Raw genomic sequence first — 26,253 nt, forward strand, 5'->3', positions numbered from 1 at the left:
TACAGCTAATGTCGAATTGCTTTTTATCTATATTCATTAACGGGAGTAATTGGTTTTAGTGCGCGCTAAGGTGTAATTTTGCTGCTGATAAACGAGATATATCGCGTTAACGCTGATTAATCGTATTGTGCCTTCTATAAACACCTGATTGAAACACCCTATGGGTAAACCTTAACGCCTAGTTTATCCGTAGACCGATATCGCCGCATTAACGTACTACTTTAAACAGGTTTCATTATTTTGATATTGCTTCTAGGTTGCAATCAACATGACTGAATTTTTACTTTTACTGATCGGAACCGTACTGGTTAATAACTTTGTATTGGTTCAATTCCTTGGTTTATGCCCTTTTATGGGAGTCTCAGGGAAGCTCGAAACCGCCATTGGTATGTCCATGGCGACCACTTTCGTTTTAACCCTAGCGTCACTTTCTAGTTATTTGGTTGAACACTACATTTTGTTGCCTTTAGGCATCGAGTATCTGCGCACACTGAGCTTTATTCTTGTTATTGCTGTGGTGGTACAATTTACTGAAATGGTCGTGCACAAAACCAGCCCTACGTTATATCGCTTGTTAGGTATCTTCTTGCCGTTGATCACTACGAACTGCGCGGTATTGGGTGTAGCGCTACTGAACATTAACCATGATCACAACTTTATTGAATCGGTTATTTACGGGTTTGGTGCAGCCGTTGGTTTTTCATTAGTTCTCATTTTGTTCGCTGCGATGCGCGAGCGCTTAGCAGTGGCAGATGTACCTGCGCCGTTTAAAGGCGCCTCTATCAGTATGATAACCGCAGGCTTAATGTCGTTAGCCTTTTTAGGTTTTACTGGTTTGGTGAAATTTTAATGAGTTTTATGTGGGCCATTTTTACCGCACTTATCGCAGTAGGGCTGCTTGCCTTAGTATTCGGAGCCATACTCGGTTTCGCGTCAATACGCTTTAAGGTTGAAGGCGACCCTTTAGTTGAACAAATCGATGAACTATTACCACAAACCCAATGTGGTCAGTGTGGGTACCCGGGGTGCAAACCTTACGCCCAAGCCATTGCTGATGGTGATGATATCAATAAATGCCCCCCCGGAGGAGACGCCACCATAAAGCGTCTTGCCGATTTGATGGGAGTTGAAGCCACATCTCTTGATGCGGCTCATGGCAGTGAAGACATAAAAAAAGTCGCGTTTATTCGCGAAGATGAATGTATAGGGTGCACAAAATGCATTCAAGCTTGCCCCGTTGACGCGATTTTAGGCGCCGCCAAACAAATGCATACCGTAATAAGTGACGAATGTACCGGCTGCGACTTATGTGTCGACCCCTGCCCTGTTGATTGTATTGACATGATCCCTACGCAGACCACGCCATCATCATGGCGCTGGAACATTGAAAGTATCCCCGTTAAGCAGGTGAGCTAATGAATCGTGAACTAATTCCTGCCTACGAAGACATCGTGACGCGTGTACAAAACAACAAATTATGGGATTTCCCCGGAGGGGTTTTTCCTGCACAGCAAAAAGAATTATCTAATCAACAACCGATCGAAAGTATCTCACTGCCTGAACGACTGTATATTCCGCTTAAGCAGCACATCGGAGTCGAAGGACAATTAATCGTTGCGCCAGGCGAGCAAGTACTAAAAGGCCAACCACTGACGCGAAGTGCAAACCCATTTTCAGTGCCGGTGCATGCGCCTACTTCGGGCACGGTTGTGAGTATCGGTCCACATATTTCAGCGCATCCGTCTGCGTTACCCGAGCAAACCCTGATCATCGAGCCCGATAATCTAGACAAATGGGCAATCTTAAGCCCATTACAAGATTATCAATCACTGCCCAAAGTAACAGTGCTTGAAGCGATTTGTAATGCAGGCATATCAGGGATGGGCGGTGCGGGGTTTCCTACGCATATAAAAGCGGCACCGAAGAAAGATGTCGAGTTCATTATTATCAATGGTGTGGAGTGTGAGCCGTACATTACTTCTGATGACCGTTTAATGCGAGAGCACGCTTGGCAAATTCGTCAAGGTATCGATGTCTTATGCCATTTATTATCCCCTAAGCAAGTTTACATTGCGATTGAAGACAACAAACCTGAAGCTATAGAAGCGATGCGCGTCGCGTGCCAGCAAAGCGAACAATATAAAGTCGTTCCTATTGCGACCAAATACCCCGCGGGTGGCGAGAAGCAACTGATCCAAGTCATCACAAACAGAGAAGTCCCCAAACAAGGGTTGCCCATAGATGTAGGGGTGATCATGCATAATGTGGGAACTTGTTTTGCTATTGCTGATGCGATTTTTAGTGGCAAACCGCTAATACAACGCGTAGTCACAATTACGGGCAAGGCAGTTGAAACCCCAAAAAATGTTTGGGCGTTGATCGGCTCCCCTGTGGCGCATTTGCTTTCCTCTGCTGGTTATGTGGCCCACAGGCAGGCGCAAAAACACATTATCATGGGCGGGCCTATGATGGGCTTTACCGTGGCAAGCGATCAAGTGCCCGTGGTTAAGATAACGAATTGTTTGTTACTCCCCACATCTGATGAAATGGCTGAGCCTGAAGCGGAACAACCTTGTATTCGCTGCAGCGCGTGTGCTGATGCGTGCCCTGTATCCCTGTTACCACAACAGTTATTCTGGCACAGCAAAGCCAAAGAGTTAGACAAAGCCCAAGATTACAATTTGTTTGATTGCATAGAATGCGGCGCTTGTGCGTATGTATGCCCCAGCGAAATTCCATTAGTACATTATTACCGCGTAGCAAAAGCCGAAATTCGAGTAGAGCAAGAAGAGAAGCAAAAATCAGACAAAGCGAGAGAGCGCTTTGAAAGCCGAGCTGCACGTTTGGTGCGAGAACAAGAAGCCCGAGATGAAAAGCATCGCAAAGCAGCCGAAGCGCGCAAGTCAGCCATGCAAAATAAAGGCAATGACGCTCAAGATAAAATCGCCGCTGCGCTTGCGCGGGCCAAAGCTAAAAAGGCTGAGCAGGTACAAACAACGGCAAATAATCCAGATGTCAGTTCTGAACAGGCAACACTGCCCAAAGCAGCTGAGTCCGCGACAGTGACAAGCACAGAATCAGCAACTCAAAAATCTGGTACTTCAAAAGATGATCGCGTGGCAGCGGCTATTGCTAGAGCGAAAGCCAAGAAAGCACAGCGTTCGGCGCCGGTGGAGGCTGATATAAGCTCTGAGCATGAAACCCAGTCCGAAGCAGCTGAGCCCGCGACAGTGACAAGCACAGAATCAGCAACTCAAAAATCTGGTACGTCAAAAGATGATCGTGTGGCAGCGGCTATTGCTAGAGCGAAAGCCAAGAAAGCACAGCGTTCGGCGCCGCTGGAGGCTGATACAAGCTCTGAGCATGAAACGCAGCCCAAGACAGTGGAAAACTCACAAGCAACAGGCGCAGAGACCGCAAGCCAAAAATCTGGTACTGCCAAAGATGAGCGCGTGGCAGCGGCTATTGCTAGAGCGAAAGCTAAAAAAGCACAAAAATCTGCCGAAAATTTAGCTTCGAATCCCCCCAGTGAGTCAGACACCTCGCTTGATGCCCCCACTACTGCATCTGATAGCGCTTCGATTCGTTCGTTAAATAAACCGAACGCACAAACACAGAGTAATGACGCTGTTAAGTCGAAAGACGAGCGTGTTGCAGCCGCTATCGCCAAGGCCAAAGCTAAAAAAACGCTGAAGGAAACACAAAATGCTTCTGCCGAGAGCGGCTCGGCATCCGGGCCAATTTCTAACCACCAAAGTGAGCCTGCTCAAGAGCCGGTAGAGAAAACACCTGAACAGTATGACGTTCAGGAGCGTGATCCTGCTGAACAGAAAAAGGCACGAATTGCCGCTGCGGTAGCCAAAGCGAAAGCGAAAAAATTAGCTAAAGACCAAACGTCGGGTGAAACGCAAAGTCCGAGTGACAAACCTATTACGCCTTCACCGGAGGCTCAAGATGCTCAACAGACCCAAGAGCCCCAGGTAACTGATGCCGAACACGCATTAGACGAGAAGAAACGCCGCATCGCTGCTGCCGTAGCGAAAGCGAAAGCTAAAAAGGCGGCTCAAATGAAATCATCAGAAGAATAAAAGCGCCAATGAATTATAAACTAGCCAGTTCACCTCATCAGCATGTGCGACGCAACACCGGTCAGGTTATGCGCATGGTGATTTATGCATTAATACCAGGCATTTTACTGCAAACTTGGTTTTTCGGTTTCGGGGTGTTGGTGCAAATAGCACTCGCGGTAATAACGGCGGTTGTCACTGAAGCGACAATATTAGAAATGCGTAAGCGCAACTTCGAGCGCGCGATTAAAGATTACAGCGCGATATTAACCGCTATTCTGTTGGCTATCAGCATTCCACCTTTTGCTCCTTGGTGGGTGATTGTCATCGGCACGTTCTTCGCAATTGCCATGGTTAAGCAATTATACGGCGGGCTGGGTTTCAATGTCTTTAATCCGGCAATGGCGGCGTACGTCATGTTGTTGGTGTCATTTCCGGTACAAATGACCCAGTGGCTACCTGCGCAAAGTCTCACCGCGCATCAACCCGGCCTTATCGACGCTATCTATGCAGTCTTTACTGGCTTTAGTGCCGATGGTTTTAGCCTAGCTCAGCTGCAAGGCGCTGCAGATGGTCATACCATGGCAACGCCTCTTGATGCCATTAAAACAGGACTTGCCCAGGGCTTAACCTATGAAGAAGGACTCCAGTCGGCCATATTTGACGGCAGTTTAGGCATTGGGTGGTGGTGGGTTAGCACTGGATACCTGCTTGGTGGCTTATATCTGATACGCGCTAAGATCATCAATTGGCATATTCCAGGGGGCATGCTTGCAGGCGCGGCTCTATGTGCCGGTGTAATGTTTCTAGTGGATGCAGACCGATTTGCGTCTCCGTTATTCCATATTTTTAACGGTAGTTTGATCCTCGGTGCATTTTTTATCGCGACAGATCCTGTATCCGCGTCAACCACCAATAAAGGGCGTATTATTTTTGGCGCTGCCATTGGGTTTTGGGTGTATGTGATCCGCACATGGGGCGGTTATCCTGACGCAATTGCCTTTTCTGTTTTAATCATGAATATGGCAGTACCGCTCATTGATTACTACACCCGCCCACGCACTTATGGCCATACAAAACGCACTAAGGGAGAGCCAAAATGAAGCAGATTATTGCCAAAAATGGGCTGATCCTAAGTTTGTTTGCAATTATTACCAGCGGCTTGATTGCCCTCACCTATTTCGGAACACAAGAACAAATAGAGCTACAACGTCAACAAACGTTGTTGGCCATCCTAGATGAACTTGTTCCAAGGGGTAGTTACGATAACCTGATGCAGCATGACTGTGTGCTAGTCACCTCACAGGCATACCTTGGCAGCAACAGTCCGCAGCATATTTACCGGGCAACCAGAGCTGGCGAGCCAGTTGCAGCAGTCATCGAAGCCACTGCTCCCAATGGGTATAGCGGGCGTATTGAGCTCGTGGTGGGGTTGTCAGGGGATGCAACCGTATCTGGTGTAAGAGTGATAGACCACAAAGAGACACCAGGCCTAGGTGACAAAATTGACTTACGTATCAGTGATTGGGTTTTGGGCTTTAACAATCAGCAACTGACACAAGACAATGCATCTAACTGGGCCGTAAAAAAAGACGGTGGTCAGTTTGATCAGTTCACCGGTGCAACCATTACCCCGCGGGCAGTAGTAAGTGCCGTTAAAAATACCGCGCTGTATTATCAAGCTAACAAAGAGGCGATTTTTTCTGCCAGCAACGAATGTCGCAGCCAACTTGCATCACAAGGGTAAAATAGAATGAATGAATTCAAACAGTTAAGTTGGCAAGGCCTGTGGAAGAATAACCCGGCCCTAGTACAACTACTTGGTTTGTGCCCGCTACTTGCCGTTACTGCGACCGTTACCAACGGTCTAGGCCTAGGCTTAGCCACGACCTTGGTCTTGATTGGCTCAAATGCGACCGTATCGATTATTCGTAACCTAGTGCCAAATGAAATCCGAATTCCTATTTTCGTCATGATTATTGCCGCGTTTGTCACTGTCGTGCAGCTTTTAATGAATGCCTACACGTACGAGTTGTATCAGGCGCTTGGTATATTCATTCCCCTTATTGTGACCAACTGTGCAATTATCGGCCGAGCTGAAGCTTACGCTTCTAAAAACCCTATTGGCTATGCCGCATTCGACGGGTTGATGATGGGGCTCGGGTTTACCGTGGTGCTCGTGCTTTTGGGGGCAATGCGTGAACTGCTTGGCTACGGTACTTTATTTGCCGGAGCTAACCTGCTGTTAGGCGATTGGGCAACCAGTTTAAAAGTGACAATTTTCACTACAGATTCCCCCTTCTTACTTGCCATTTTACCTCCAGGGGCATTCTTAGGTATGGGCTTGCTGATCGCCGCTAAGAACATACTTGATAAGCGTTTTGAACGTATGTTTGCAGCCAAACAAGAAGCCAAAGTCGTTCAGCGTGCTCGTGTCACTGCCGAAACCTAAGCGAAATTTGACGAATACAGGACATTACTCGTAGATGAACCAACAGAAACGTGTAGAGATGTTAACGAGGTGGCGTGATGCTAACCCGCACCCTACAACTGAATTGAACTTCACAAGTCCCTTCGAGCTACTGATTGCCGTTTTGCTCTCAGCTCAGGCGACCGACGTGAGCGTTAATAAAGCCATGGCCAAGATGTTCCCTGTAGCCAATACACCTGAAGCTGTTTACGCCCTGGGCGTGGATGGCGTAAAAGAGTTCATTAAAACCATTGGGCTGTTTAATACCAAAGCCGTGAATGTGATCAAAACCTGCAAGATGCTTATCGAGCAACATAACAGCGTGGTTCCAGAGGATCGCGCAGCCCTAGAGGCATTACCTGGCGTTGGTCGCAAAACAGCAAATGTGGTGCTTAATACGGCCTTTGGCTGGCCGACAATCGCAGTAGATACGCATATATATCGTGTTTCTAACCGCACTAAGTTAGCAATGGGTAAAACTGTTGATGACGTTGAACAGAAACTGCTTAAGGTTGTTCCTACAGAATTTAAAGTCGACGTGCACCACTGGCTAATACTCCACGGACGTTACACCTGCATCGCTCGTAAACCACGTTGCGGTTCTTGCATTATCGAAGATTTGTGTGAATTTAAAGATAAAGTAGATTAGTTAATCGTTTGCTTTTAAAGCGCTAAACTGCCATTCAACTATAGAATTTTCGTCACCATGGTTATTAACCGTATTAGGCACATTGTGTTGTGCCTAATTCGACAAATTTAAAAAGAAAATACATTTTCTTTTTGCGTATAAAATACGTTTTGTAGGTTATACCGGATACCAAATCGCTTCTTTTTTACGAATAAAAATCGCGTAAACGGCCAAACCGATAAATATCACCGCTGGTATTGCTGAAGGTTCTTCATAGGCAATATGATAGTAAACAGCACCTATCATTACTGGAATTACTCCAGTCGCGGCCAGTGCAGTCCACTTGCGGACAAACATTGCAATACCAGCGAGCAACTCAGCTAGGCCAATAAAATACCCAAACCACTCGGGCAACCCCATTTTTGCAAAACTAGCGTGTACCTCCGGCAAACCAGCTAATTTAGCTCCACCAGCCAAAATCATTACCAATCCAAGCAGTACAAGCGGCACCCAAAGTAATATTTTTTTCATCATTTTCTCTCAAGATTATCAATTTCAGTGCGTAGACTATAAACAACCATTTAGTTAACATATATTGATATTAACTTATAAACTTGATGCATAATTTTTATCATGATTACAATCGAACAATTAAAAGTGTTGAAAGCAATTGCAGAAGAAAAGTCACTAAGGGCAGCAGCAAGTAAACTAAACAAAACACAACCCGCATTAAGCCATTCACTTAAGCAGCTAGAAACACAACTCGGATTGGAACTATTCACAAGAGATAGCTATAGGTTAAGCTTAACTAACGCAGGTAAAACTGCGCTTCAAATGGCCCTTAAAGCTCTTCGAGAGGTATCGTTGATTGAACAATATGCAAATCACTTAAATCTAGGAAATGAAGCAAAAGTCATTATTGCTATAGAAGCAGCATTCCCTATTGAACCGCTTTTTCCGGTATTTGAACAAATAAAAAACCAATTCCCTTCGACTCAACTTTCTTTAACTCAAGAATATGTAACCGGCGCTTTACAACTTGTGGCGGAGGGTAAAGCACAATTAGCCGTGACTGGTGCCCCAATTGATTACTTAGCCAAGTCTAGCGAACTTTTCTCAAAACAGATCGCAGAAGGTGAGTTGATTAACGTAGCAACACCACAAATGCTAGAAAGATATCAACCATTGGATTCAATAGAAGCGCTTGTCAATGAAAATCAGATCATAGTGAAAGACACAGGTAAAATAACGCAGGACAATTATTTCAACACACAAACAGGACAAAAGCGCTGGTACGTAAACAGCTTTGAAGCGAAGCATAAACTCATATCCCATAGTCTAGGTTGGGGAATGTTGCCTGAACATTTCATTTCTAATCAATTAGCTTCGGGAGCCTTACAGAAAATTAGGGTCGCAGATAAAAAATGTTCAAGTACGTTTCCATTTTATTTGATAAAAAATAAATCAAAAATCCTTGGTCCAGTAGCGACTGAAATTTGGAATGCCTTCTCAGAACTCAAGCTTTGAAACTAGTACATATCGCTACGTATCAGAATGAACCCATTCAAAATATTGTTTGCAAATACTCGAATGTAATCATATTAAACGCTTAGAAATAACCTCTACCTTCCTTGTGCTTTGCTGGGCCTACCATTGCGGTAGATGCACATATATTCAGTGTTTCCAACCGCATTAAGATCGCCATGGGCAAAAATGTCGATTTAGCTGAACAGAATCAGCTTAAAGTGGTACCGGCTGAATTTAAAGTGGACGTGCATGATTGGTTGATACTACATGACAGATACATTTGTATGGCCCGTCAACCGCGCTGTGGCGCATGTGTTATTGAAGACTTGTGTGAGTTTAAAGATAAAACAGAGTAAGTAATAAAATATCTCTAATAATATGTAAGTTGCTTTACCTAAACAAATGTAACTAATCCAATATGAAATATTATTAATATCACTCATCAATGCTTAAACATTCCTTTTTGCAAAAAGTGAATAGTTTGCTGGGCAACTTCTAGGTTATAACGCATCATAGAATGACTCACTTCAATGGTAATGAAATCACTCATGGTATCTACCTTGGTTGACGCCACCGATACTAATCCATCATTTGGGCCTGTAAAGTTTGCATTGGTTAGGCCAAATGATTTTGTACCTGCAATTACCCCAATATTCACATCTAAAGCATTCAAGTTGTTGCCTAAGCTGTGAGTCCCAGTAACCAATGCGCGACTTATGCCGCCGCCAATATCCATTAACCACGAGTCACTCAAGTGATCGGCCAACTCACTTCCTTTGTTGGGGGTGCCAATGAGTACAACTTCGCCAATTCTAGCTTTTTGTAACTTGTGAGTTTTATTTTGTAGGTAACCTCTAATAACCAATCCGCCAAGGGAGTGCCCCACAAAATGCACCTTTGGGGCGTTTAAAATACATGCGTCGATTTGGGTGCGTGTTTCTGTCAATACCTCAGCAACACTTACACCGATACTCTGATAATCCAAACTACAGACTTTATAGCCAGCATCCTCTAATCGTTGTGCAAAACGCCACATTGCCCAGTCGCTTCTCCCTAACCCATGAGCTATTACTACAAGCTCATCATCTGGTTTGTAGGTAGGTAAGCTTTCAGTAGAGTTGGCACAGCCAGCTATTTGCTGGCTTAGAAAAAATAGAATGCTGGTAACTATGCTCTTTGTCATTATTGGCTCTAATTTTTCACGCATCTTACAGAAAACATGTAATTCTTGTTTAGCTTTTCCCGGCGAATTTCTCCTTTGTGTGTATTCCACCAAGAATAAGCAAGGGTTCTGGCGTAGGCTTGTTTTTCAGTGGCAGAGCTGCCGGTCCAAAATTCTGTATACATACCTTGTGTAAGATACCAATTGCCAATTTTGACACCCGCTGGGCTAGCTGAGAATTGATATTTGTTTACCTGTGACTGATCAAAACCTTTAAAAATTGTGTCTTGTTGCTCGGCTTTAAGTGTAATGGCAATATCATTGTCACCTCTCCAGCCGAGTGTATCTAGTTCAGACTCAGATATACCAATACTTTTTTCCAAGGCTTTCCAATCATCATCTGATGCTATTCGCCAACCAACTGGGCAAATATTTCGCTCATCCACTACATCGTGCCAATCGTAGAGTCGGCCATGTTTTAATAGGTTTTCTTCTTTATCATCGGGAATAAAGCCAGTATTAATCTTAGTTCCGTCTTGATACTTAGTGACCCTTAAGTTTTCAGCTAACCAGATTTGCTCGCCAATTTTCACTGTGCGATAAGTGTTACCGTCAATGTCTTGAACTGTTTCTTGGTTAGCGTTTTGAATCGCGTCGCGTGCGCTGCTTTTCAGATTATTCTCGTCGTTAGCTGATGACGATATAGGAGTTAACATACCTATCCCCAAAATAAAGATTAATGCTTTCATAATTTTTGCCAAACATAATAGATTGAATTAAAAGGGCCAATAAATAGATGTTTCTCTTTCAGATAGCGTCCATAACTTTGTTAATACCTCTTTGTTTAATGCAAATGACTCAAGTTTGCCTTCTCCTACTGGGCCTCCGAAATTCATAAACCCAGTTGGGCCGTAATACGCACGCTCCTTTAAGCTATCTTCGGTCGCACACATCACTTCTGGGTAAGCGCCTTTTTCTGCGGTTTGCGCAATGCCTATCTTTACCATGAATGCCCAAGATATTCTGGTCATAAAGCTGGCGCTTTCTCTGATAAGGGAGGTGTTAGATGCGCCAGGGTGGCAAACGTAAACTTTGACATTTTTACCTGCTGCTTTGACCTTGTCTTGTAATTCGTATGCAAACATCATTTGGGCAAGTTTACTTTGGCTATACACTTTATTTGGATGATAATTTTTATCCCAATTCATATCGTCAAACTGAATGCTTCTTATCCCCATTTTATGGCCTTCACTCGACACCACCACAATTCTGCCCTGTGATGCTTCGATGCGACCAAAAAGTAAACCGCACAATAAGAAATGGCCGTAATGATTTACCCCTAGTTGGCTTTCAAATCCATCTACCGTTAATTGCTGGGTAGAGATCTGTGCAATAGCGCCGTTACACATAAGTGCATCAATTTTAGGGACTTCCGCTAATACTTGTTTCGATGCTTGTCTAATTGAGGCTAGCTCTGCTAAATCCATCCGTATATAGCTTACAGCGGTAGCATCACCAAATTCATTTTTAAGCTCTGCGATTGCAGCTTCTGATTTACTTGGGTTGCGGTTCAACATTACCACGTTAGCGCCCTTAGACAACAAGATACGTGTAGCTTGAAAACCTGCTCCAGTATTGGCTCCAGTAATAACAAAGGTTTTGCCCGCAAGTGAGCCGATACGCTCTGGGGTCCAACCATTCGGACCAAATCGATTTGTAGTAGTCATAAATCACCCTCAATTTTAATTAAACCAGTAACGGCTAAAGCAGTTACTGATTCAAAACTTAAATTATTTTATGAAGCTAATATAATCTCTTTGCCTAGAGCTAAATAGGCGGAATAGTCTCTAAAAATTGCCTATTTGTATCATCATGTTGATTTTTGATGCTCATCTGGTTAATTTGAAAATAATTTCATAGGAGTGAAGGCAATTCACATGAGTAAAGAGTTAATTAGACAGCTCATTGACGCAAAAGCAGGCCAAAGTGGCATGATAGAAACCAGAATTAGTGGCGTGCAATTGTTTAAAATAACGGAGCCAATTCGCTGTGCTCCTGCACTGTACGAACCATCTGTTACGGCAATAGTCAGTGGTGGAAAAGAAGCCATTTGGAATGGCAATAAACATTATTATGATAAAAATAAATATATTTGCTGCACTATGTCTATGCCAATAGAAGCTGGTACCCCAGAAGCTTCACCTGATAACCCTCTTATGGGTGTGTACATATCCTTAAATACTAGAGTGATGACAGAGTTAGCCATTGAATTGGAAAGTGCTACAGGCGTGACATACAAAGTCAAAGAGTCTGTGCATCCGCAAGGCATATCCACAGCTAATTGGGATGAGGCGTTCACTGACGCTCTATATCGGTTAATAATGTTAGAAAAAAGTACTACAGATATAGCAATACTTGGTAGTAGCCGTATACGAGAGCTTTACTATGCAATATTAAAAGGAGATTCAGGTTACGCGGTCAGACGCTCATTTGGGGTAGGAAACGAAATTGCTCGTTCGATTGAATTGCTGTCTTCTAATCTAAACGAGTCTGTAACAATCGAAAACCTAGCGCATCAAGTCGGTATGAGTCGCGCGGTGTTTCATCGTAAATTCAAACAAGCAACGAGTATGTCACCTATCCAATTCGTTAAATCTATGAGGCTGAACAACGCTGCCATGAAAATTGCTGAAGGGAGAAATGTTAATGTCGCCGCCATGGAAGTCGGCTATGTCAGTTCATCGCAATTCAGTCGAGATTTTAAAAGAATGTACGGTCAAGCTCCAAAGCAATGGAGCCAAACAATAGAAAGAAAAAACAACAGGGTTTGAGCGTCGAATAAAATAATTTCATTCCCACGGTTTACTCTGAACGATTCAACTATGTCAATAAACTGGAAAAATTGAAGAAAGTCTCAAAATAGTGCCAATATGTAGACCATTTTCCATCTATCTTTCTTTTCTTTTAGCTGCCCTACTATTACGGTAGATACCCACATTGACCGTGTCAGTAACCTGACTAAATTTGCGATAAGAAAAAATGTTGATTTGGTTGAGAAAAAGCTGCATAAAGTCGTACCCGCTGAATTTAAAGTCGACGTGCACCACTGGCTAATACTCCACGGACGTTACACTTGCATCGCTCGTAAACCACGTTGCGGAAGCTGTATAGTGGAAGATTTATGTGAGTTTAAAGATAAAACTTCAGACGAATGATCTCCTTAGTTTTAACGTGAGAAGGAACAAACAATGGACGGCACTAAACGTGCGAACGTAAAAATAGGGGCTGAGGTGTCAGTTGTGCTAAAAGAGCATCAGCGCTCTGGTGAATTAACACAGGGGACCGTTGCAAGGCTTCTGACTAACTCCCCTAACCACCCCCATGGTATTAAAGTGAGGCTCGAAGACGGTCAAGTGGGCCGGGTTAAGGTTATTCACAATTAAACTATCACTGCAAAGAAGTACCTCCTTAAAGGGCCTATCTTTTAGCTTACTTGAGGATGAATAGCGACTGCTAATGTTTGATTTATTCTCTTATTCATTGACCTACTCCACTGCGGGCATGCTACTGCTTACGGCTTTTCTAATAGGCATGTCAAAAACTGGTGTCGGTGGCGTCGCTTTATTTACTATTCCAATTATGGCTATCATTTTTGGCGGGAAAGACTCGTCAGGCTTGATGTTACCTTTGCTTGTCATGGCTGATTTATTTGCCGTTACCTATTACCGAAGGCATGTCAATTGGTCTTATTTGATGAAGTTGTTTCCCTCAGCGGCGGTGGGAGTTGTTTTAGCCACTTTAATAGGCAGTTATATAGACGATCAGCTATTTCGCGTCGCGATGGGGGTTATTATCTTTGTCAGCCTAGCCATCATGTTGTGGATGGAAACCGCCAACAAAGAGACTATCCCTGATTACATGTGGTTTGCCGTATTGATGGGGTTGCTAGGTGGGTTCACCAGTATGATTGGTAATTTGGCGGCCGCTGTCATGGCGCTTTACTTACTCAGCATGCGCTTACCGAAAAACGAGTACATTGGCACTGGAGCATGGTTCTTTCTTGCTGTGAACGTGTTTAAGGTGCCCTTCCATATTTTCAGCTGGCACACCATTTCTCTCAATTCATTTTCGTTGAACTTGGCCTTGCTGCCTTTTATTGCGATCGGGGCGTTCGTTGGCATCAAGATAGTGAGATACATACCAGAGAAGCAGTATCGTTGGTTAATATTGGCCGCTACAGGTGTTGCAGCCGTTATGATGGTCGTATAGCCTGGCGCTATAACATCGCCATCAAACTTACGTTTTGAAAACCTGTTGCGGGGAAGAGCTAGCCCCCTCTGGTTTGGGTCAAAATTCCTTCAAGAGTGAATCGTTATAGTCTTCTACATGCAGAATGAGTTGGTATTGTGAAATAAGTGCATCTAGCTTGGCTTGCTCAATCGTTAATTCTTCCATCACAATGGTATTGTCGTCTAATTCCCACAGTAAACGTGAGCCAGAGTAGCTATACTGCAATGCAATCATGGCATTAAGGTTACCTTTTGCCGCTGCAGCTTTAAGTTTGGGCAGCTTGCGATTAATTTTGTTGAGCGCTTTTTTCAGTTCCCAAACATAGGTAACTTCAGTCATAAAGTCGTGATGGCGATATTTGTTTAATAACCAACCAATGGTGACGCTAGATACGATGACACCGAGTAGATTCCAATGAAAGTGGCTGCCGCTTTGATCCGGAAATAGTGCAATCAATAGCTGTGAAATGTCCAAGCTACCAGCAGCTAATCCAGAAATACACATACCAATAACCCAGTTCAAGTGGCGACGGTAACGCTCTTTGTTAACGTTAATCAGTTGCATAACAGCTCTTTTTTGGAGATCAGTAGATACATCGACGAATTACGCTTCAACTTAATCTCTATCATGCAGTCAATTTAGCTGCTTGGATGGCTAACCCTTCGCACACTGAGTTAAACGCATCTCCCTGCATTAGAGGTAAGTGCGGTAACATAACCTCTCCTAATTCTTTTCTTACAATCGGAGATAAACTCATCCCCCCCGTAATAAAGAGCATCTCTGGCTCTTGTGCACTATTTTGCAGACACTCCTTAACCAATCCCTTTACGCGAGACAGCCAAGGCTGCATAGAGCTTTTTAGCGCCTCTATATCGATATTGACTTCGTAATCTTGCTCAACATAATGCAGAGGTAAGGTAATGCTGTCTTTTGATGAGAGCATTTCTTTTGCCAAGCGAGATGAATTAACCAGCCGCGCAGAAAGCTTATCCTCCTGAACCGTGAGTAATCGCGCTAGGAGCTTTGGCTCTTTCACATCTGATTTGGTTTGTGCGATAGCTAACCAGTATTCTTCAGAAAAGAAATGATTTAACTTTGGAATATCATCTACTGCGCACATATCAGAGTAATAGGTAGGCGGTACCGGTAACCCATTACGCATCAATAAGCCACGCCCCATTGTGGGTGCAATACTCTTTATTATGAGATTTTTATCACACTCCATTCCACCTAAGCGCGCCCCCGTCACTGATAATACGTCTTGCTGACGGTCAAGGTTTATCTGCTTATCGGGTGATAACGTGATACAACAGATATCGGTAGTACCTCCTCCAATATCGGCCACCAACACATTGGTTTGTTTATTGAGGGTACGCTCAATTTGATAAGCAGCAGCAATAGGCTCCTCTAAAAACTCAACATGTAAGAAGCCAGCCTGTTGAGCGGCCTGGGTCATAATCTCTATCGCTTGCTCATTTCCTTCTTGACCGCGAGTACCATGGAACTTTACTGGACGTCCTATTACAGCACTATCGACGGTCATGTTGAGCTGATCTTGAGCGCTTAAACGAAAGAATTCTAGCTGCTTGGCAATAAGACCGACAAAAGCGTGCTGCTGCCCTGCCACCAAATTTGCACCTAAGAAATTCTTAGGTGAGTAAATCAAACGCCCCTTATCAGGTGTTTGCAGATAACGTCTGAACCCCTCTTCGCCAAAGGCAAATTTACCCGTTTCAACGAGCTGTTTTAACGGCAGATCTTGAACCGTCATATCTTTAAGTAATATTTCTATTGCACGACGTTGCAGCTCAGGCAAGTTGTGAAATTCGACTCGAAGGGAATCAATTCGCTCGCTGTAACGCTGCTGTTCTTTTGGATCAGGGGCTTCGTAATAGCCGTCCTTCGCTTTGTCGATTTGCTCACTAATAGCACGTTTTATTTGCGCTACTTTCGCTTCAATCATCGAGACAGGAGGAGTAGGTAATTCATTCTCGTAATAGATAAAGACAGACGAACGGATTTTATGCGCACCTTCAAGCTCCGCATCCAGTTTTATGAAGTGATGTTGTTTTCCGTCAAAATAAGAGACCTCTGAATTTGAGGTTCCGTAATCAATACCTATCGCTGCCATATCTGCTGTACGTTATCCACTGTTAGTTATTCGAAGACAAAGCGCAGGAGTGTAAAGTAAAAATATTATTTCTTCATTAAATGTTTTGATTGCTGCCACAGCAAATAGGATAAATAGCCTTATGAATCCACATAATCACCTCTTTGCAGGGTAATAAGATGCACAGGCTGAATTAGTTAAGGCCAGATTATATGACCCTGTAACAGAGCAGTTTAATTGCTTAGTTGGCGTACACTAAACAATAATCAACTGCCCTGAGGGATAATGAGCAATCTAATTAAATAAGCCTTTGAGCTTATCACCCGCCTTATCTAGCAACTTCTCTTTTTGCTTTTCAAGTTCTTCATTTACTTTCTTTTTAGCTTCCTCTGCTAACCGCTTCTTTGCTTCAGACTTAGCAGCTGCCATGACATTATCGAGCATACTCTTTACTACGGCTGCACCGACTTGATCAGCAGGCATACCACTAGGTTCCCCAATAGGTCCCGCATTGAATGTCGGTAAAGTGACTTCGTAGGCTTTAGTTTTAAGCGCTAAGTCTCCTGTAGAAAGTTGCTCAAAATTTAACTTCAGGCGTACGTTACTCACAGTTACGTTTTCAACAATGACCAACGGATTAGCCCCGCCGGTCGTTTCAGGCTCAGCCTTACTTTCTGTCTTTGAAAGTTTACTTTCTACGTTATTTTTTAATACAAGTAGATTCCCCTTACCGCTTGCATCGACTTCATACAATACTTCTGGCGCATTCACACTAATAGTTTGTACCACGTAAGGCTCGCTGAGTACCTCACCTATATCAAGAGTGATATCTCCTAGGCTAAACGCATTTTCGTCACTAAAACCCTGGGGGTTTTTGACGTTTAAGCCACCAATGCTCATGCGGCCATCTGCAAGCGCTAATTCAACTTTCGCAACGGAAACTCTAGTACCAAGAAAGTCACTCCCATGCTCCTCTATTTGGGTACGAATGAAATCCCCCGCACCACTGAGTAGGTACCAAGCTACGCCTACGGCAAGCAATAATAATAAAACTAAAAATCCTAATCCTTTTTTCATAATGTCTTCTTTAAATTATTCATCTTCAATTCGTAGTCTATCAGAACTATTAAACTATCAGATATTCGCCTAATGTATAACGCACTGATCAAGTAGAGAAGTCTCGAGATAAAAGGCATTAATAGACAAATAAACGGGCTTTAGAAACGAAAAAGGCTCCACAAGGGAGCCTTTTTTAACGAACTACTATTTAGTATGACTAAAGCGTAATACCGCGATTCTTCGCTTTCTCTTTTATATAAGGTTCCCAACTTCTCGCACTGCGTGAAGTTGATTTGTCCTTTTTGGCTTCTAAGACGTGCTTGTAAGCACTTCTGTATTTGCCTGTATAAAAGTTCGCTTCCATCATGGCCATGTGAATACGACCGCGATCATCTGCGCCCTCATCCAATGCCTTTTGAAGGGCAGCAAGTGCATCACTGTACTTTTCAGCCGTTAGCAATAACGTACCTTGTTTGCGATAAAGGTCAGGGTCTGAATTCATCTTAGCAGCTTCGCCATAGTACTTGGCAGCTTTCAAATGATTCTTAGCCTGATGCCAAGAGTTCGCAAGATTAGTTAGTGCTTTATCATCACGTTTGATCAAACCACTTTCAACGTTCTTTTCGAATACCACAGCGGCTTTGTAAGGGATCTCATTAGTTGCGTACAACTGAGTCAATGCCTTAATTTCCGCTGCTTTCGTCAAGTAACCTTGGTCGTAAGCCATTTCGAACGTAGACAAACCTTTCTTATAGTCTTCAACTAACATGTAGAAGAAACCAAGTTGCGTCCAATTCGCCTTGTTGTCAGGAAAGATTTTCACCATTTCCTCAGCGACTTCCACAGTTTCTTTATACATCTTACGACTATAATAAGAGGTCAACTTCAATGCATATGCATTTTTGTTGGGCTTATCATCCAGTGCGATAGACTTATTCAGAGGCGAAATCATATCTGCATATGCTTTCGTCTCATACAGCGCTTGCCCCATACGAAGATACACATCAGCATCTTCTTTACAGGTAAAGTCCATCCACTCTTGATAACGCTTAACAGCTTGTTCATAACGCTTTTCTTGCATGTTCAGATCTGCAATTAAACGTAAGGTACCAGCTTGTTCAGTGTCATTGAGCGCTTTAGCGTTTACTGACTTTTCCAAATATTCTAAGGCCTTGGGGCCAGATTCAGATTTAGTCGCTAACAAGTTACCGATAAATCTGTCTGTAAAAGCGCGGTCAAAAGTCTGCGACGTATCAATGTCATACAAAATAGACAGGGCTTCATCAACCAAATCTTCGTTGTATGCTTCGAACGCTTTTTGAACTTTTTTACCGGTTCTCTCACTAGGAATATTTGTAGGGCCACGTTTGTAACCAGGACAAACAATCGCTGCGGACTGAGCACTAACGAAACTGGAACTTAATGTAGAAGCAGCAAACGTTGCGCCAACCAACAATGTTTTAAAATATTTATTCATTATGATTGATCCAACTTAAAGTCTAACTGAACTTTCATACCGAACTGCTTCATAGGCTTACCGTCTTCAACCTTAGGCTTATACTTCCACTTTCTCAGTGCACGTTTAGCTTCACGGTCAAATACACGCTTAGGATCAGCTTCGATAACGTCGACATCTTCAACACCACCAACTTCATTAATGGTGAAAGACAGTTTAACCCACCCTTCTTTGCCATCACGAGCAGCCTGTGCAGGATACTTAGGTTCAATTCGAACGATAGGTGTTGCATCGCCATCTCGTTGCATTGCACCAACACCACCGATGTCAACTGAAGCTCCGCCAATATCGACAGCTGGCATATTGAAACTCAAGCCATCAGTATTAGCATCTGCTGTATCCGGCTCAACTGGCTCCAATTTAGGAGGCTGCTGGGGCGGAGGCGGAGGCGGAGGCGGTACACGAGTTCTAGTTTGAGTAGAATCATCCGGTGTAGACATAACAATATCAATTACAGGCGCAGGTGGTACCTTATCTGCTGGACGTGACGAGTTAGCAATTAACTTGGCCATGACAACAAATAATACAAACGCGATTACCCCACCAAGGAGTACAGAAACAATTAAACGTCCCATATTAGTTCCCCTTCGCAGCAATAGAAATGCGATCTATACCTGCAGCTTTGATTTGATCCATTACGTCGATCACCACACCATGTTCTGCATTTTCGTCAGCTTGAACTATTACAACATCTGAAGGCTGTTCAGCCATCAGGCGCTCTAAATTAGCACGAACACTGTCAACATCAATTTCACGCTTATCCATCCAGACGTCACCGTCTTCAGTAATTGCGATAAAGATGTTGGCATTCTTGGGCATAATCGCTTGCGTAGCACCAGGTTTGTTAACCTCGATGCCCGCTTCTTTAACGAAAACAGTCGTTACAATAAAGAAGATCAGCATGATAAACACGATGTCCAACATCGGCGTCATGTCTATCGCAGCATCTTCTTCTTCAACACGTACTTTGCGAGCCATAAATTCCTCTCTCTAATGATGGGGCAAACTGTCAACTAACTTTTCTTTAGCCATTTTTACTTTCGCCTCAAGACGAGAACTAAAAAATACGCCAGATAAAGCAGCGACCATCCCAGCCATCGTTGGAATCGTAGCCATTGAAATACCAGCAGCCATCAGGCGCGGGTTGCTTGTGCCTTGTGTTGCCATTGTTTCGAAAACGCCGATCATTCCGGTAACCGTTCCTAAAAGACCGATTAGTGGACACATTGCAACAAGAGTTTTAATCAACAACATTCTTGCACTAAGTCCATCGGATGCTTGCGAAATCCATGCGTCACGGATTCTATGCGCATACCAAGAGGTAGTATCTTCTCGAGCATCCCAATTAGAGACAATTTCTTTTCTCATTTTAGGGAATACGGAAGCTAAGTACCAATAACGCTCTATCATCAAAACCCACATTAAGAAGAGCGCTAGGGCGACAACGTATAAAACGTCACCGCCGGCAGCGATAAAGTCCCTGACAGACTCCCATAGTTCTATCAGGTATAACATCTTAGGCTTTCTCCGACTCAGCGTGTGCCGCAATAATACCGGCAGTTTGCTCATCTAGAATATGAACGATTGACTTACTACGACCAGCAACGATGCTGTGCATAAGAATCAGTGGCAATGCCGCAATAATACCTTGAGCAGTTGTTACCAACGCCATTGATATACTACCAGCCATCAATCTTGGGGCGCCCGTACCGAACAAAGTAATTTGTTGGAACGTTGCAATCATACCTAGTACCGTACCTAACAAACCAAGTAACGGAGCGATTGCTGCGAAAATCTTGATGATGTTAATACCGCTTTCAATCTTAGGTAGTTCTTTAAGGATCGCTTCATCAAGTTTCAATTCAAGATTCTCAGCATCAGTTGCTTTGTTATCTTTGTAAACTTGAAGGATACGACCAAGAGGGTTGCCATTTGAAGGGTTACCAGTGTTGTTTAACTGAGAACGCATTTTGCCGCTGATAATAGTCAGAGTAATAATCTTATAAAGACCAATAAGAAGACCAAGAATCAACATTGCTGTAATAACGTAACCCACTACACCACCAGCATGGTAACGCTCAGACATAGTTGCTTTTTCTTTAAGCAAGCCAAGAATACCGCCACGTGATGGATCTGCGTAGAAAGGCACTAAGCCAGATGTAGCTGATAGCAAATCTTGCGCTGAGCTAACTAGGTAACCGTCAGGTTGACGACCTAGAGGCTGAACGATTTCGTTTTGATCATCATATACCAAGTAACCTTGGTCACCAATCAAGTTAAACGTACCTACACGTACAACTTCTTGTGTAGTAGAACCACCATCCAAGCTGATAACTTCAGTTTGAAAACGTGATACTTGACCTGATTCAGTCATCTCAGTTTGAAGTGCGAACCATAAGTCTTCTAATTCCTGAATATTCGGAAGACCTTTAGACTCTTCTGACATGCTCTTCAAGAACTCGCCACGACCTGGGAATTCAGCACTTACGATAGACGTTGAAATCTGACCGAATGCTTCAGAAGATGCTTGACGAACAACACCAAACATTTCACCAAGGGTACCGGTTGCTTGATTAAGCTCCTGCTCTTTCTCTGCAAGGGCTACTTCATTATCTGAATATTTCTTGGCAAGGTTATCACCACGAGTCTGTTCAGCTTTAAGAGCAGATTGCGCTTTTCTCAAAAGAGCTTGTTTATCGGCACGTGCAGATTGGAATTCTGCTTCACGTTCTTTATTGATACGAGCTTCAGAAACTCGATTTTTCTTAACTTCTTGCAGTAAGTCTTCTAGAGACGTAGCCGCATGCACTGAGGATGCGAATAAAGCTACCGATGCCGCAGCTAATACTGATTTATAGATTGTTTTCATCGATATTACTCCGCAGCTTTAATGGGTAGTTTGATTAGGTCAGCTGGCACGAGTTTGTTGGCCATACGAACAGCCGTTACAACAGAGCTTAGGTATTCATCACCTAATTTCTGCCAAGCTCTCGCGTCATTATCCCACACCCAAGCGTTTTTCTGATCCAAAGAAAGTGCTGCTAAAACAGTACGACCTAGGTTAAAGAAATCTACCGTAATTTCAGTTCCTTCGAAATCAAGTTTACCTTGATATGCACGAATGTTCTGACCATATTGGTTTTCGATTTGGTAAGCTTCAATTACCTGACGGAACTGTTCAGACGTAGTTACGTTTGAATTAGCCATAACGTCACGAAGACGCTCAACACGAGCACGACGTTCTTCAAGGTTAATTGGAATATCAAGTTCAATGAATTGCTCTAAACTATCGATCATTCTGAACATCAATGGAACAACACCACGTTTAACACCTTCAATACCGTCAATTTGACGTTGAAGAGAATCGATACCGCGCTGCTGGTCTGCAACCAAAGTTGCTAGATAGTCGTTATAAACTTTAAGGTTTTCTGTTTCATCAACAACTTGGCGATATTCAGAAAAGATGTCTAACGATTGCTCGTATAGTTTGTTAATTTTTTCTTGAGACTTCGCTGCATCCACGTGAATCTTTGACTCTTCTTTATGAAGATCATTCAACGGGTCTGCAGAGACAACAGCACTACTACCGAGTGCTAGTGCACCGATAACGGTAGAAGCAATAAGGTTTCTCTTGCTCATTTTGGACATAATTCCCAACCAATTTTCTTGTTTTGGATCCTCGCCGACGGGTAAAAAAACGTCGCAAGGGGCTTCTAAGCTTTATAAGTTATAGGGGCTTAGCATTAATGGAATTTAACACTAAGACTTCAAGATATTCACATGGAACCCTGCGAATTGTCAAGGTGACACATTCATATTAAGCGACAAAGTAGCTGAACTAAATGCATAGAGATTTCACTGTTTTTCATTGTTCTTACTCAAATTTCGAACAAAACTGGCTTTACATGACCGAACGAGATTATTTTTTATACAATGTAAGTACTAACAGTTATAAAAATAAGAAAACTTGATACTTAAATGAATACCCATGAATTTTCCGTATTGTAATATAAATAAAATTTTTAGACTTAAAAGAACCTACATTTTCTCCAAGACTTAATTAAATCATCAACCGCTAGAGGTGAGCGTCTGCCGTGATACTTTTGTGAATACTAATGTCTGCTATAACGCACTATTATCCCGTGGAGCATTCAATAATGGGATATATTATGGCTTCTGCTGTTCCCCTGAAATCACAACTGAACAACAATTCATGGAATAATCACTGGGGCAAAACGTCTGATGTCGCTGCTTATGATGCTAGTGCAACGCACGTAAAAACCCTAAACCATTTTTGGAAAAATAGGTTCAGTGCAATCTCGCTGGAGAGAAATAAGTTATTAGACATAGCCTCTGGTGGGGGAGCATTGCTTGAAACCTTGGTTAGACAAGACTGTATATTGCCTGAAAAACTGTCTGAATTTTACTCTGCAGACTTATCTTATTCTGCTTTACGCTCTGTTAAATCAAAATATCCACTTAGCAAAGTTTTGCAAACTAACTGTGCACAGCTCCCATTTAAAAATGAATCATTTAACTTCATCATAAGTCAATTTGGAATTGAGTACTGTGGACTCAGCGCATTTAAAGAATGCAGTCGTGTATTGCGTAAAGACGGTAGGTTTATTGCTATATGTCACTACCAAGATGGCGCTATTCAAGCTGAATGCGAGCGTAACTTAAAAGTCTTATATGCTTTAAGCGATATTGATTTTTTTGCACATGCTAGGCGTGCTTTTAACGCAAAAGATGACAAAATGTCTGGAGATTTTTCCATAAAAATTGATGCAACATTTAGGAATGCGCTTTATGACGTCTCTGATTTGGTAACGCGGCAACCATATGCAGCTGGGGGACAGTTACTTAGGCTATTTAACGACACGCGTTACATGTATGAAAATTTAACTCGGTTCGATACGTCTGCTGTGTTGCATTGGCTAACTAAAATGGAAGAAGAGTTAACCAATTATCAAGAAAGAATGATTTTGATGCTTCAAAGTTCACTCAATAATTTATCGTTGAACAAAGCAGTCGAAGCGTTTACAGCTAATGGGGTTAGAAACGTTAAAATCGATGTTTTGAGCGCTAATCGAAATTTTAAACCATTTGCTTGGGCAATTGAGGTCTTTTAGTAATCGTTGTTGTGTAATTAAACAAGATCTTACTACACAAGTTATGATGAGCTCTAAGAGACTACCTAGATGCTTAGCATGAGCTTGAGAGTTTAAGGCAATCAAACTCTAACAGAACGACCATTGATAGTTGCAAAGTATAAAGTTAATTTAGCTCGAACCTAACCAGAACTCCACGAAAATTACATGTAGTTACCTGTCAGATCAGGTCTGAGCTATTACTGTTAACTACCTTGTGCACCTACATTATTTCGAGCATCATTTAAGACTTTTTTCGCATCCTCTAGTTCTCTGGCTCTTTGAGCTGCAGTAGTACATCTCTTCACAGGAAAACGGCTTCCAGTCACCGTAACGTTTTTACAGCGTAAATCACCTGTGTTACTAGCTGCTGAAGCACTCTCTTGGTTTTCAGCCTCCACTTGGTCTGCGTTATTATTGGTACTGCAAGCTGAAACTAGTGCAATGCAACCAACAACAATAATTTTTTTGAAAATCATGAATATTCCCTTTTAACTGTGACTTATATACTTAAGTCTATTATATTTGAGTTTCAATCTTATAATTTCCACCATCAAACAACAATCTACTTTTCAAATTAGTCTCATTCTATTGGCCTGTAGAATTAAAACCCTCGAAAGCTTTAATATGATGTATTTCAGATTTGTAGTTTTGACTTCTCGAAACGCCCCTTTTTAGAGGTTTCCTAACTTGCCATATGCTAGCGGTCTTAACTAATCTATTACTGTTATAAAAGTCTAAGTAATCGTCATCCCAAACCAAATTGCAGTGTTCGAACACTTCATTACACACCTCCATAGGAAAGTCGACGAGACGCTCATAGTCAGCTACGTAAATATCATTTGGGAAAAGATTCTGCCAATGGCGTAAAAGCTTTTTATATTCTTGATAATAGTGTGCAATGTACTCAAGTTTAACAGCGTATCCCAATGATGAATCCAATTGTTGAAAGTACACAGATAAGCAAGTATCTATGGTATTCCTATCAGTACAGATGATTTTAGCGTTTGGAAAAATAGCTTTAATTAAGCCAATATATTTAAAGTTATCTGGACGTTTATCCACTACTAATCCATTCTGTATGTTTGCCTTTGAGACAAGATTTCGATAATTTTCTGAAATTATTTTGAGCTCTGGTTTGCCTAAATTTGTAATGTCAGCTTCCAAATTTCGAATTGATTGGTGTAAAAAGTTAAGCTCTCCGCCCGGTACTACATGGGGATGTTCTGATAATAAGCTTTCAATTAAAGTTGAACCGCTTCTAAACATGCCACATACAAATATTGGAGCGAAATCATTATCAAGTTGATTTTTTTCGCGCCAAAGCTCAGTGAAATGTGAAAGAATTTTTATTGTTTCGTTTTCAGTCCGAATTGGTAAATATTTATCTACACGCCTGCTTCCTAGATCATTTGCAAGCGTAAAATAATAGAAAGCTTTAGGGTAATCTCTACCTACATCATGGCTATGACCTAAAGCAAAATAAGAAGCTTCTAATTCAATATTTGAAATATTTGTACTTGACCTTCTTAGGACAGATTCGAGCCTCTGAAGCTCTTCGCTACCTAACGCTTGATCACCTTTTAGATATAATAATCTTGTAAGTGCTTTAATATTGTCAGGTTCAAGGCTACAAATTTTCAAATACTGTTCAGCAGCTTGATTTTTTTCTCCTAGCTCTTCGTATATCCCCCCCAAATTATACATAGCGGGTAGATAACTTTTGTTAGCTTTCAGAGCTTTGAAATAATGTTCAATCGCATTATCAGCATCGTTAATTCCTGCGTATATCACTCCCATATTTAAATAAACTTCGCTTGGATTATCGATATTTAACGATAGCGCCACACGATAACTTTCTAATGCTCGATTAGGCTCACCGCATCTCTTTAAATATATAGCGAAGTTATATCTTGCATTTGCATAGTCAGGCCTTCTAGCAATTAACTTCTCGTAGCAGGATATGCCTTCCTTTATCATTCCCCTCTTGTAACAAAGTTCCGCCTTCTCGTAATAGAAACACGTTTTCTTATTATTGAGTTCAATAAGAATCTCAAGGTATCGAAAAGTAAGTGCGTCATCTTTTCGCCTTTTTGATATCTCTAGGAGGATGATATATAACGATTCTTTTTCAACATTACTCTGCTCTAACAAGGCTAAACAACTTTCTTCCGCCTCGTCGAACTTAAGCAATTCAAATAAGCCAACTATTTTTTCCAATCCTACATTTTGCAAATCTATTCTCGTTTTAAAAACTCTAAATATTTAAAATGT

27 protein-coding genes and 2 pseudogenes are annotated in these 26,253 nt (G+C 42.3%); 14 read left to right on the forward strand and 15 right to left on the reverse strand.

Annotation, left to right across the window (positions count from 1 at the left end; translation table 11 throughout):
• Window positions 1–268 precede the first annotated feature (268 nt).
• From rsxA to nth, 7 genes are read left to right on the forward strand one after another with little or no spacing between them, the layout of a single operon-like run.
• The gene (gene rsxA / locus PATL_RS15200) at window positions 269–850 is read left to right on the forward strand and encodes an electron transport complex subunit RsxA (protein WP_007989830.1); all 582 of its coding nucleotides are present in this window, start codon (window positions 269–271) and stop codon (window positions 848–850) included.
• On the forward strand, window positions 850–1,416 hold the full coding sequence (gene rsxB / locus PATL_RS15205; protein ID WP_011575726.1) for an electron transport complex subunit RsxB: 567 nt from the start codon (window positions 850–852) through the stop codon (window positions 1,414–1,416). The genes rsxA and rsxB overlap by 1 nt, the downstream gene beginning before the upstream one ends.
• A complete protein-coding gene (gene rsxC, locus PATL_RS15210) occupies window positions 1,416–4,088 on the forward strand; it encodes an electron transport complex subunit RsxC (protein WP_011575727.1) in 2,673 nt (890 codons plus the stop codon). Before rsxB ends, rsxC begins: the two co-directional genes overlap by 1 nt.
• 8 nt (window positions 4,089–4,096) lie before the next feature.
• A complete protein-coding gene (gene rsxD, locus PATL_RS15215) occupies window positions 4,097–5,170 on the forward strand; it encodes an electron transport complex subunit RsxD (RefSeq protein WP_011575728.1) in 1,074 nt (357 codons plus the stop codon).
• Window positions 5,167–5,814: an electron transport complex subunit RsxG gene (gene rsxG, locus PATL_RS15220; protein WP_011575729.1), complete on the forward strand. Its 648-nt coding sequence runs from the start codon at window positions 5,167–5,169 to the stop codon at window positions 5,812–5,814. Before rsxD ends, rsxG begins: the two co-directional genes overlap by 4 nt.
• Before the next feature lie 6 nt (window positions 5,815–5,820).
• Window positions 5,821–6,519 carry an electron transport complex subunit E gene (locus tag PATL_RS15225; RefSeq protein WP_011575730.1) on the forward strand — a complete coding sequence of 233 codons (699 nt, stop codon included), beginning with the start codon at window positions 5,821–5,823 and terminating at the stop codon, window positions 6,517–6,519.
• 34 nt (window positions 6,520–6,553) lie between these two features.
• Window positions 6,554–7,186, forward strand: a complete 633-nt coding sequence (nth, locus tag PATL_RS15230) for an endonuclease III (RefSeq protein WP_011575731.1) — start codon at window positions 6,554–6,556, stop codon at window positions 7,184–7,186.
• Between the two features lie 156 nt (window positions 7,187–7,342).
• Here nth and PATL_RS15235 read toward each other — a convergent pair whose 3' ends face one another.
• Entirely contained in the window at window positions 7,343–7,699 is a 357-nt protein-coding gene (locus tag PATL_RS15235; RefSeq protein ID WP_011575732.1) for a DoxX family protein, read from the reverse strand.
• 99 nt (window positions 7,700–7,798) lie between these two features.
• On the opposite strand from PATL_RS15235, the gene PATL_RS15240 reads away from it, so the two are divergent.
• Window positions 7,799–8,692 (forward strand): LysR family transcriptional regulator, encoded by an 894-nt coding sequence (locus tag PATL_RS15240; protein WP_011575733.1) that lies wholly within the window; start codon window positions 7,799–7,801, stop codon window positions 8,690–8,692.
• A gap of 119 nt (window positions 8,693–8,811) precedes the next feature.
• Window positions 8,812–9,048: pseudogene (locus tag PATL_RS15245) on the forward strand (endonuclease III); the annotation flags it as partial.
• Window positions 9,049–9,134: 86 nt separating this feature from the next.
• Here the strand turns inward: PATL_RS15245 and PATL_RS15250 are convergent.
• The 3 genes from PATL_RS15250 to PATL_RS15260 are packed head-to-tail and all read right to left on the reverse strand — an operon-like array spanning window position 9,135 to window position 11,581.
• Window positions 9,135–9,875, reverse strand: a complete 741-nt coding sequence (locus tag PATL_RS15250; protein WP_232283230.1) for an alpha/beta fold hydrolase — start codon at window positions 9,873–9,875, stop codon at window positions 9,135–9,137.
• Window positions 9,876–9,883: 8 nt separating this feature from the next.
• Window positions 9,884–10,603: a fibrobacter succinogenes major paralogous domain-containing protein gene (locus PATL_RS15255; protein WP_232283231.1), complete on the reverse strand. Its 720-nt coding sequence runs from the start codon at window positions 10,601–10,603 to the stop codon at window positions 9,884–9,886.
• Between the two features lie 27 nt (window positions 10,604–10,630).
• Window positions 10,631–11,581, reverse strand: coding sequence for an SDR family oxidoreductase (locus PATL_RS15260; protein WP_011575737.1), 951 nt, complete (start codon window positions 11,579–11,581; stop codon window positions 10,631–10,633).
• Between the two features lie 210 nt (window positions 11,582–11,791).
• On the opposite strand from PATL_RS15260, the gene PATL_RS15265 reads away from it, so the two are divergent.
• The 4 genes and pseudogenes from PATL_RS15265 (at window position 11,792) to PATL_RS15275 (ending at window position 14,123) form a co-directional block, all read left to right on the forward strand.
• On the forward strand, window positions 11,792–12,685 hold the full coding sequence (locus PATL_RS15265) for an AraC family transcriptional regulator (protein WP_011575738.1): 894 nt from the start codon (window positions 11,792–11,794) through the stop codon (window positions 12,683–12,685).
• A 141-nt stretch (window positions 12,686–12,826) separates the two neighbouring features.
• Window positions 12,827–13,069 (forward strand): annotated as a pseudogene (locus PATL_RS22525) (endonuclease III); the annotation flags it as partial.
• A gap of 33 nt (window positions 13,070–13,102) precedes the next feature.
• Window positions 13,103–13,297 (forward strand): YwbE family protein, encoded by a 195-nt coding sequence (locus PATL_RS15270; protein WP_006993653.1) that lies wholly within the window; start codon window positions 13,103–13,105, stop codon window positions 13,295–13,297.
• A 73-nt stretch (window positions 13,298–13,370) separates the two neighbouring features.
• Window positions 13,371–14,123 (forward strand): sulfite exporter TauE/SafE family protein, encoded by a 753-nt coding sequence (locus PATL_RS15275; RefSeq protein ID WP_011575740.1) that lies wholly within the window; start codon window positions 13,371–13,373, stop codon window positions 14,121–14,123.
• Window positions 14,124–14,201: 78 nt separating this feature from the next.
• Here PATL_RS15275 and PATL_RS15280 read toward each other — a convergent pair whose 3' ends face one another.
• The 9 genes from PATL_RS15280 to PATL_RS15320 all read right to left on the reverse strand — a co-directional run bounded on the left by PATL_RS15280 (window position 14,202) and on the right by PATL_RS15320 (window position 22,468).
• Window positions 14,202–14,708, reverse strand: a complete 507-nt coding sequence (locus PATL_RS15280; protein ID WP_011575741.1) for a DUF3087 domain-containing protein — start codon at window positions 14,706–14,708, stop codon at window positions 14,202–14,204.
• 61 nt (window positions 14,709–14,769) lie between these two features.
• Window positions 14,770–16,275 carry an Hsp70 family protein gene (locus tag PATL_RS15285; RefSeq protein WP_011575742.1) on the reverse strand — a complete coding sequence of 502 codons (1,506 nt, stop codon included), beginning with the start codon at window positions 16,273–16,275 and terminating at the stop codon, window positions 14,770–14,772.
• Window positions 16,276–16,548: 273 nt separating this feature from the next.
• On the reverse strand, window positions 16,549–17,331 hold the full coding sequence (locus tag PATL_RS15290) for a hypothetical protein (RefSeq protein WP_011575743.1): 783 nt from the start codon (window positions 17,329–17,331) through the stop codon (window positions 16,549–16,551).
• Between the two features lie 199 nt (window positions 17,332–17,530).
• Window positions 17,531–18,790, reverse strand: a complete 1,260-nt coding sequence (locus PATL_RS15295) for a tetratricopeptide repeat protein (protein ID WP_011575744.1) — start codon at window positions 18,788–18,790, stop codon at window positions 17,531–17,533.
• The gene (locus PATL_RS15300; protein ID WP_006993659.1) at window positions 18,790–19,404 is read right to left on the reverse strand and encodes an energy transducer TonB; all 615 of its coding nucleotides are present in this window, start codon (window positions 19,402–19,404) and stop codon (window positions 18,790–18,792) included. The genes PATL_RS15295 and PATL_RS15300 overlap by 1 nt, the downstream gene beginning before the upstream one ends.
• Window position 19,405: 1 nt before the next feature.
• A complete protein-coding gene (locus tag PATL_RS15305; protein ID WP_011575745.1) occupies window positions 19,406–19,807 on the reverse strand; it encodes an ExbD/TolR family protein in 402 nt (133 codons plus the stop codon).
• A gap of 12 nt (window positions 19,808–19,819) precedes the next feature.
• Entirely contained in the window at window positions 19,820–20,344 is a 525-nt protein-coding gene (locus PATL_RS15310) for a MotA/TolQ/ExbB proton channel family protein (RefSeq protein ID WP_006993661.1), read from the reverse strand.
• A gap of 1 nt (window position 20,345) precedes the next feature.
• A complete protein-coding gene (locus PATL_RS15315) occupies window positions 20,346–21,698 on the reverse strand; it encodes a MotA/TolQ/ExbB proton channel family protein (RefSeq protein ID WP_011575746.1) in 1,353 nt (450 codons plus the stop codon).
• A gap of 5 nt (window positions 21,699–21,703) precedes the next feature.
• On the reverse strand, window positions 21,704–22,468 hold the full coding sequence (locus tag PATL_RS15320; RefSeq protein ID WP_011575747.1) for a DUF3450 domain-containing protein: 765 nt from the start codon (window positions 22,466–22,468) through the stop codon (window positions 21,704–21,706).
• Between the two features lie 530 nt (window positions 22,469–22,998).
• Here PATL_RS15320 and PATL_RS15325 point away from each other — a divergent pair.
• Window positions 22,999–23,961, forward strand: a complete 963-nt coding sequence (locus tag PATL_RS15325; protein ID WP_041713936.1) for a class I SAM-dependent methyltransferase — start codon at window positions 22,999–23,001, stop codon at window positions 23,959–23,961.
• Window positions 23,962–24,185: 224 nt separating this feature from the next.
• On the opposite strand, the gene PATL_RS15330 is transcribed toward PATL_RS15325, so the two are convergent.
• The gene (locus PATL_RS15330; protein WP_041713938.1) at window positions 24,186–24,458 is read right to left on the reverse strand and encodes a hypothetical protein; all 273 of its coding nucleotides are present in this window, start codon (window positions 24,456–24,458) and stop codon (window positions 24,186–24,188) included.
• 109 nt (window positions 24,459–24,567) lie between these two features.
• Window positions 24,568–26,214: a tetratricopeptide repeat-containing sulfotransferase family protein gene (locus PATL_RS15335; RefSeq protein WP_011575749.1), complete on the reverse strand. Its 1,647-nt coding sequence runs from the start codon at window positions 26,212–26,214 to the stop codon at window positions 24,568–24,570.
• Between the last annotated feature and the right edge of the window lie 39 nt (window positions 26,215–26,253).

This window comes from Paraglaciecola sp. T6c, assembly GCF_000014225.1.
Taxonomy (GTDB): Bacteria; Pseudomonadota; Gammaproteobacteria; order Enterobacterales; family Alteromonadaceae; genus Paraglaciecola; species Paraglaciecola atlantica_A.

What these genes read in the sequence shown, in the direction of transcription:
- PATL_RS15300 (WP_006993659.1), bottom strand. Translation starts at nt 19,404, where the DNA reads ATGGGACGTTTAATTGTTTCTGTACTCCTTGGTGGGGTAATCGCGTTT.
- PATL_RS15325 (WP_041713936.1), top strand. Translation starts at nt 22,999, where the DNA reads ATGGCTTCTGCTGTTCCCCTGAAATCACAACTGAACAACAATTCATGG.
- PATL_RS15270 (WP_006993653.1), top strand. Translation starts at nt 13,103, where the DNA reads ATGGACGGCACTAAACGTGCGAACGTAAAAATAGGGGCTGAGGTGTCA.
- PATL_RS15240 (WP_011575733.1), top strand. Translation starts at nt 7,799, where the DNA reads ATGATTACAATCGAACAATTAAAAGTGTTGAAAGCAATTGCAGAAGAA.
- rsxG (WP_011575729.1), top strand. Translation starts at nt 5,167, where the DNA reads ATGAAGCAGATTATTGCCAAAAATGGGCTGATCCTAAGTTTGTTTGCA.
- rsxC (WP_011575727.1), top strand. Translation starts at nt 1,416, where the DNA reads ATGAATCGTGAACTAATTCCTGCCTACGAAGACATCGTGACGCGTGTA.
- PATL_RS15250 (WP_232283230.1), bottom strand. Translation starts at nt 9,875, where the DNA reads ATGACAAAGAGCATAGTTACCAGCATTCTATTTTTTCTAAGCCAGCAA.
- PATL_RS15255 (WP_232283231.1), bottom strand. Translation starts at nt 10,603, where the DNA reads ATGAAAGCATTAATCTTTATTTTGGGGATAGGTATGTTAACTCCTATA.
- PATL_RS15320 (WP_011575747.1), bottom strand. Translation starts at nt 22,468, where the DNA reads ATGAGCAAGAGAAACCTTATTGCTTCTACCGTTATCGGTGCACTAGCA.
- PATL_RS15275 (WP_011575740.1), top strand. Translation starts at nt 13,371, where the DNA reads ATGTTTGATTTATTCTCTTATTCATTGACCTACTCCACTGCGGGCATG.
- rsxB (WP_011575726.1), top strand. Translation starts at nt 850, where the DNA reads ATGAGTTTTATGTGGGCCATTTTTACCGCACTTATCGCAGTAGGGCTG.
- PATL_RS15265 (WP_011575738.1), top strand. Translation starts at nt 11,792, where the DNA reads ATGAGTAAAGAGTTAATTAGACAGCTCATTGACGCAAAAGCAGGCCAA.
- nth (WP_011575731.1), top strand. Translation starts at nt 6,554, where the DNA reads ATGAACCAACAGAAACGTGTAGAGATGTTAACGAGGTGGCGTGATGCT.
- PATL_RS15260 (WP_011575737.1), bottom strand. Translation starts at nt 11,581, where the DNA reads ATGACTACTACAAATCGATTTGGTCCGAATGGTTGGACCCCAGAGCGT.
- PATL_RS15225 (WP_011575730.1), top strand. Translation starts at nt 5,821, where the DNA reads ATGAATGAATTCAAACAGTTAAGTTGGCAAGGCCTGTGGAAGAATAAC.
- PATL_RS15315 (WP_011575746.1), bottom strand. Translation starts at nt 21,698, where the DNA reads ATGAAAACAATCTATAAATCAGTATTAGCTGCGGCATCGGTAGCTTTA.
- PATL_RS15330 (WP_041713938.1), bottom strand. Translation starts at nt 24,458, where the DNA reads ATGATTTTCAAAAAAATTATTGTTGTTGGTTGCATTGCACTAGTTTCA.
- PATL_RS15310 (WP_006993661.1), bottom strand. Translation starts at nt 20,344, where the DNA reads ATGTTATACCTGATAGAACTATGGGAGTCTGTCAGGGACTTTATCGCT.
- PATL_RS15295 (WP_011575744.1), bottom strand. Translation starts at nt 18,790, where the DNA reads ATGAATAAATATTTTAAAACATTGTTGGTTGGCGCAACGTTTGCTGCT.
- PATL_RS15280 (WP_011575741.1), bottom strand. Translation starts at nt 14,708, where the DNA reads ATGCAACTGATTAACGTTAACAAAGAGCGTTACCGTCGCCACTTGAAC.
- rsxA (WP_007989830.1), top strand. Translation starts at nt 269, where the DNA reads ATGACTGAATTTTTACTTTTACTGATCGGAACCGTACTGGTTAATAAC.
- PATL_RS15290 (WP_011575743.1), bottom strand. Translation starts at nt 17,331, where the DNA reads ATGAAAAAAGGATTAGGATTTTTAGTTTTATTATTATTGCTTGCCGTA.
- PATL_RS15305 (WP_011575745.1), bottom strand. Translation starts at nt 19,807, where the DNA reads ATGGCTCGCAAAGTACGTGTTGAAGAAGAAGATGCTGCGATAGACATG.
- PATL_RS15235 (WP_011575732.1), bottom strand. Translation starts at nt 7,699, where the DNA reads ATGATGAAAAAAATATTACTTTGGGTGCCGCTTGTACTGCTTGGATTG.
- rsxD (WP_011575728.1), top strand. Translation starts at nt 4,097, where the DNA reads ATGAATTATAAACTAGCCAGTTCACCTCATCAGCATGTGCGACGCAAC.
- PATL_RS15285 (WP_011575742.1), bottom strand. Translation starts at nt 16,275, where the DNA reads ATGGCAGCGATAGGTATTGATTACGGAACCTCAAATTCAGAGGTCTCT.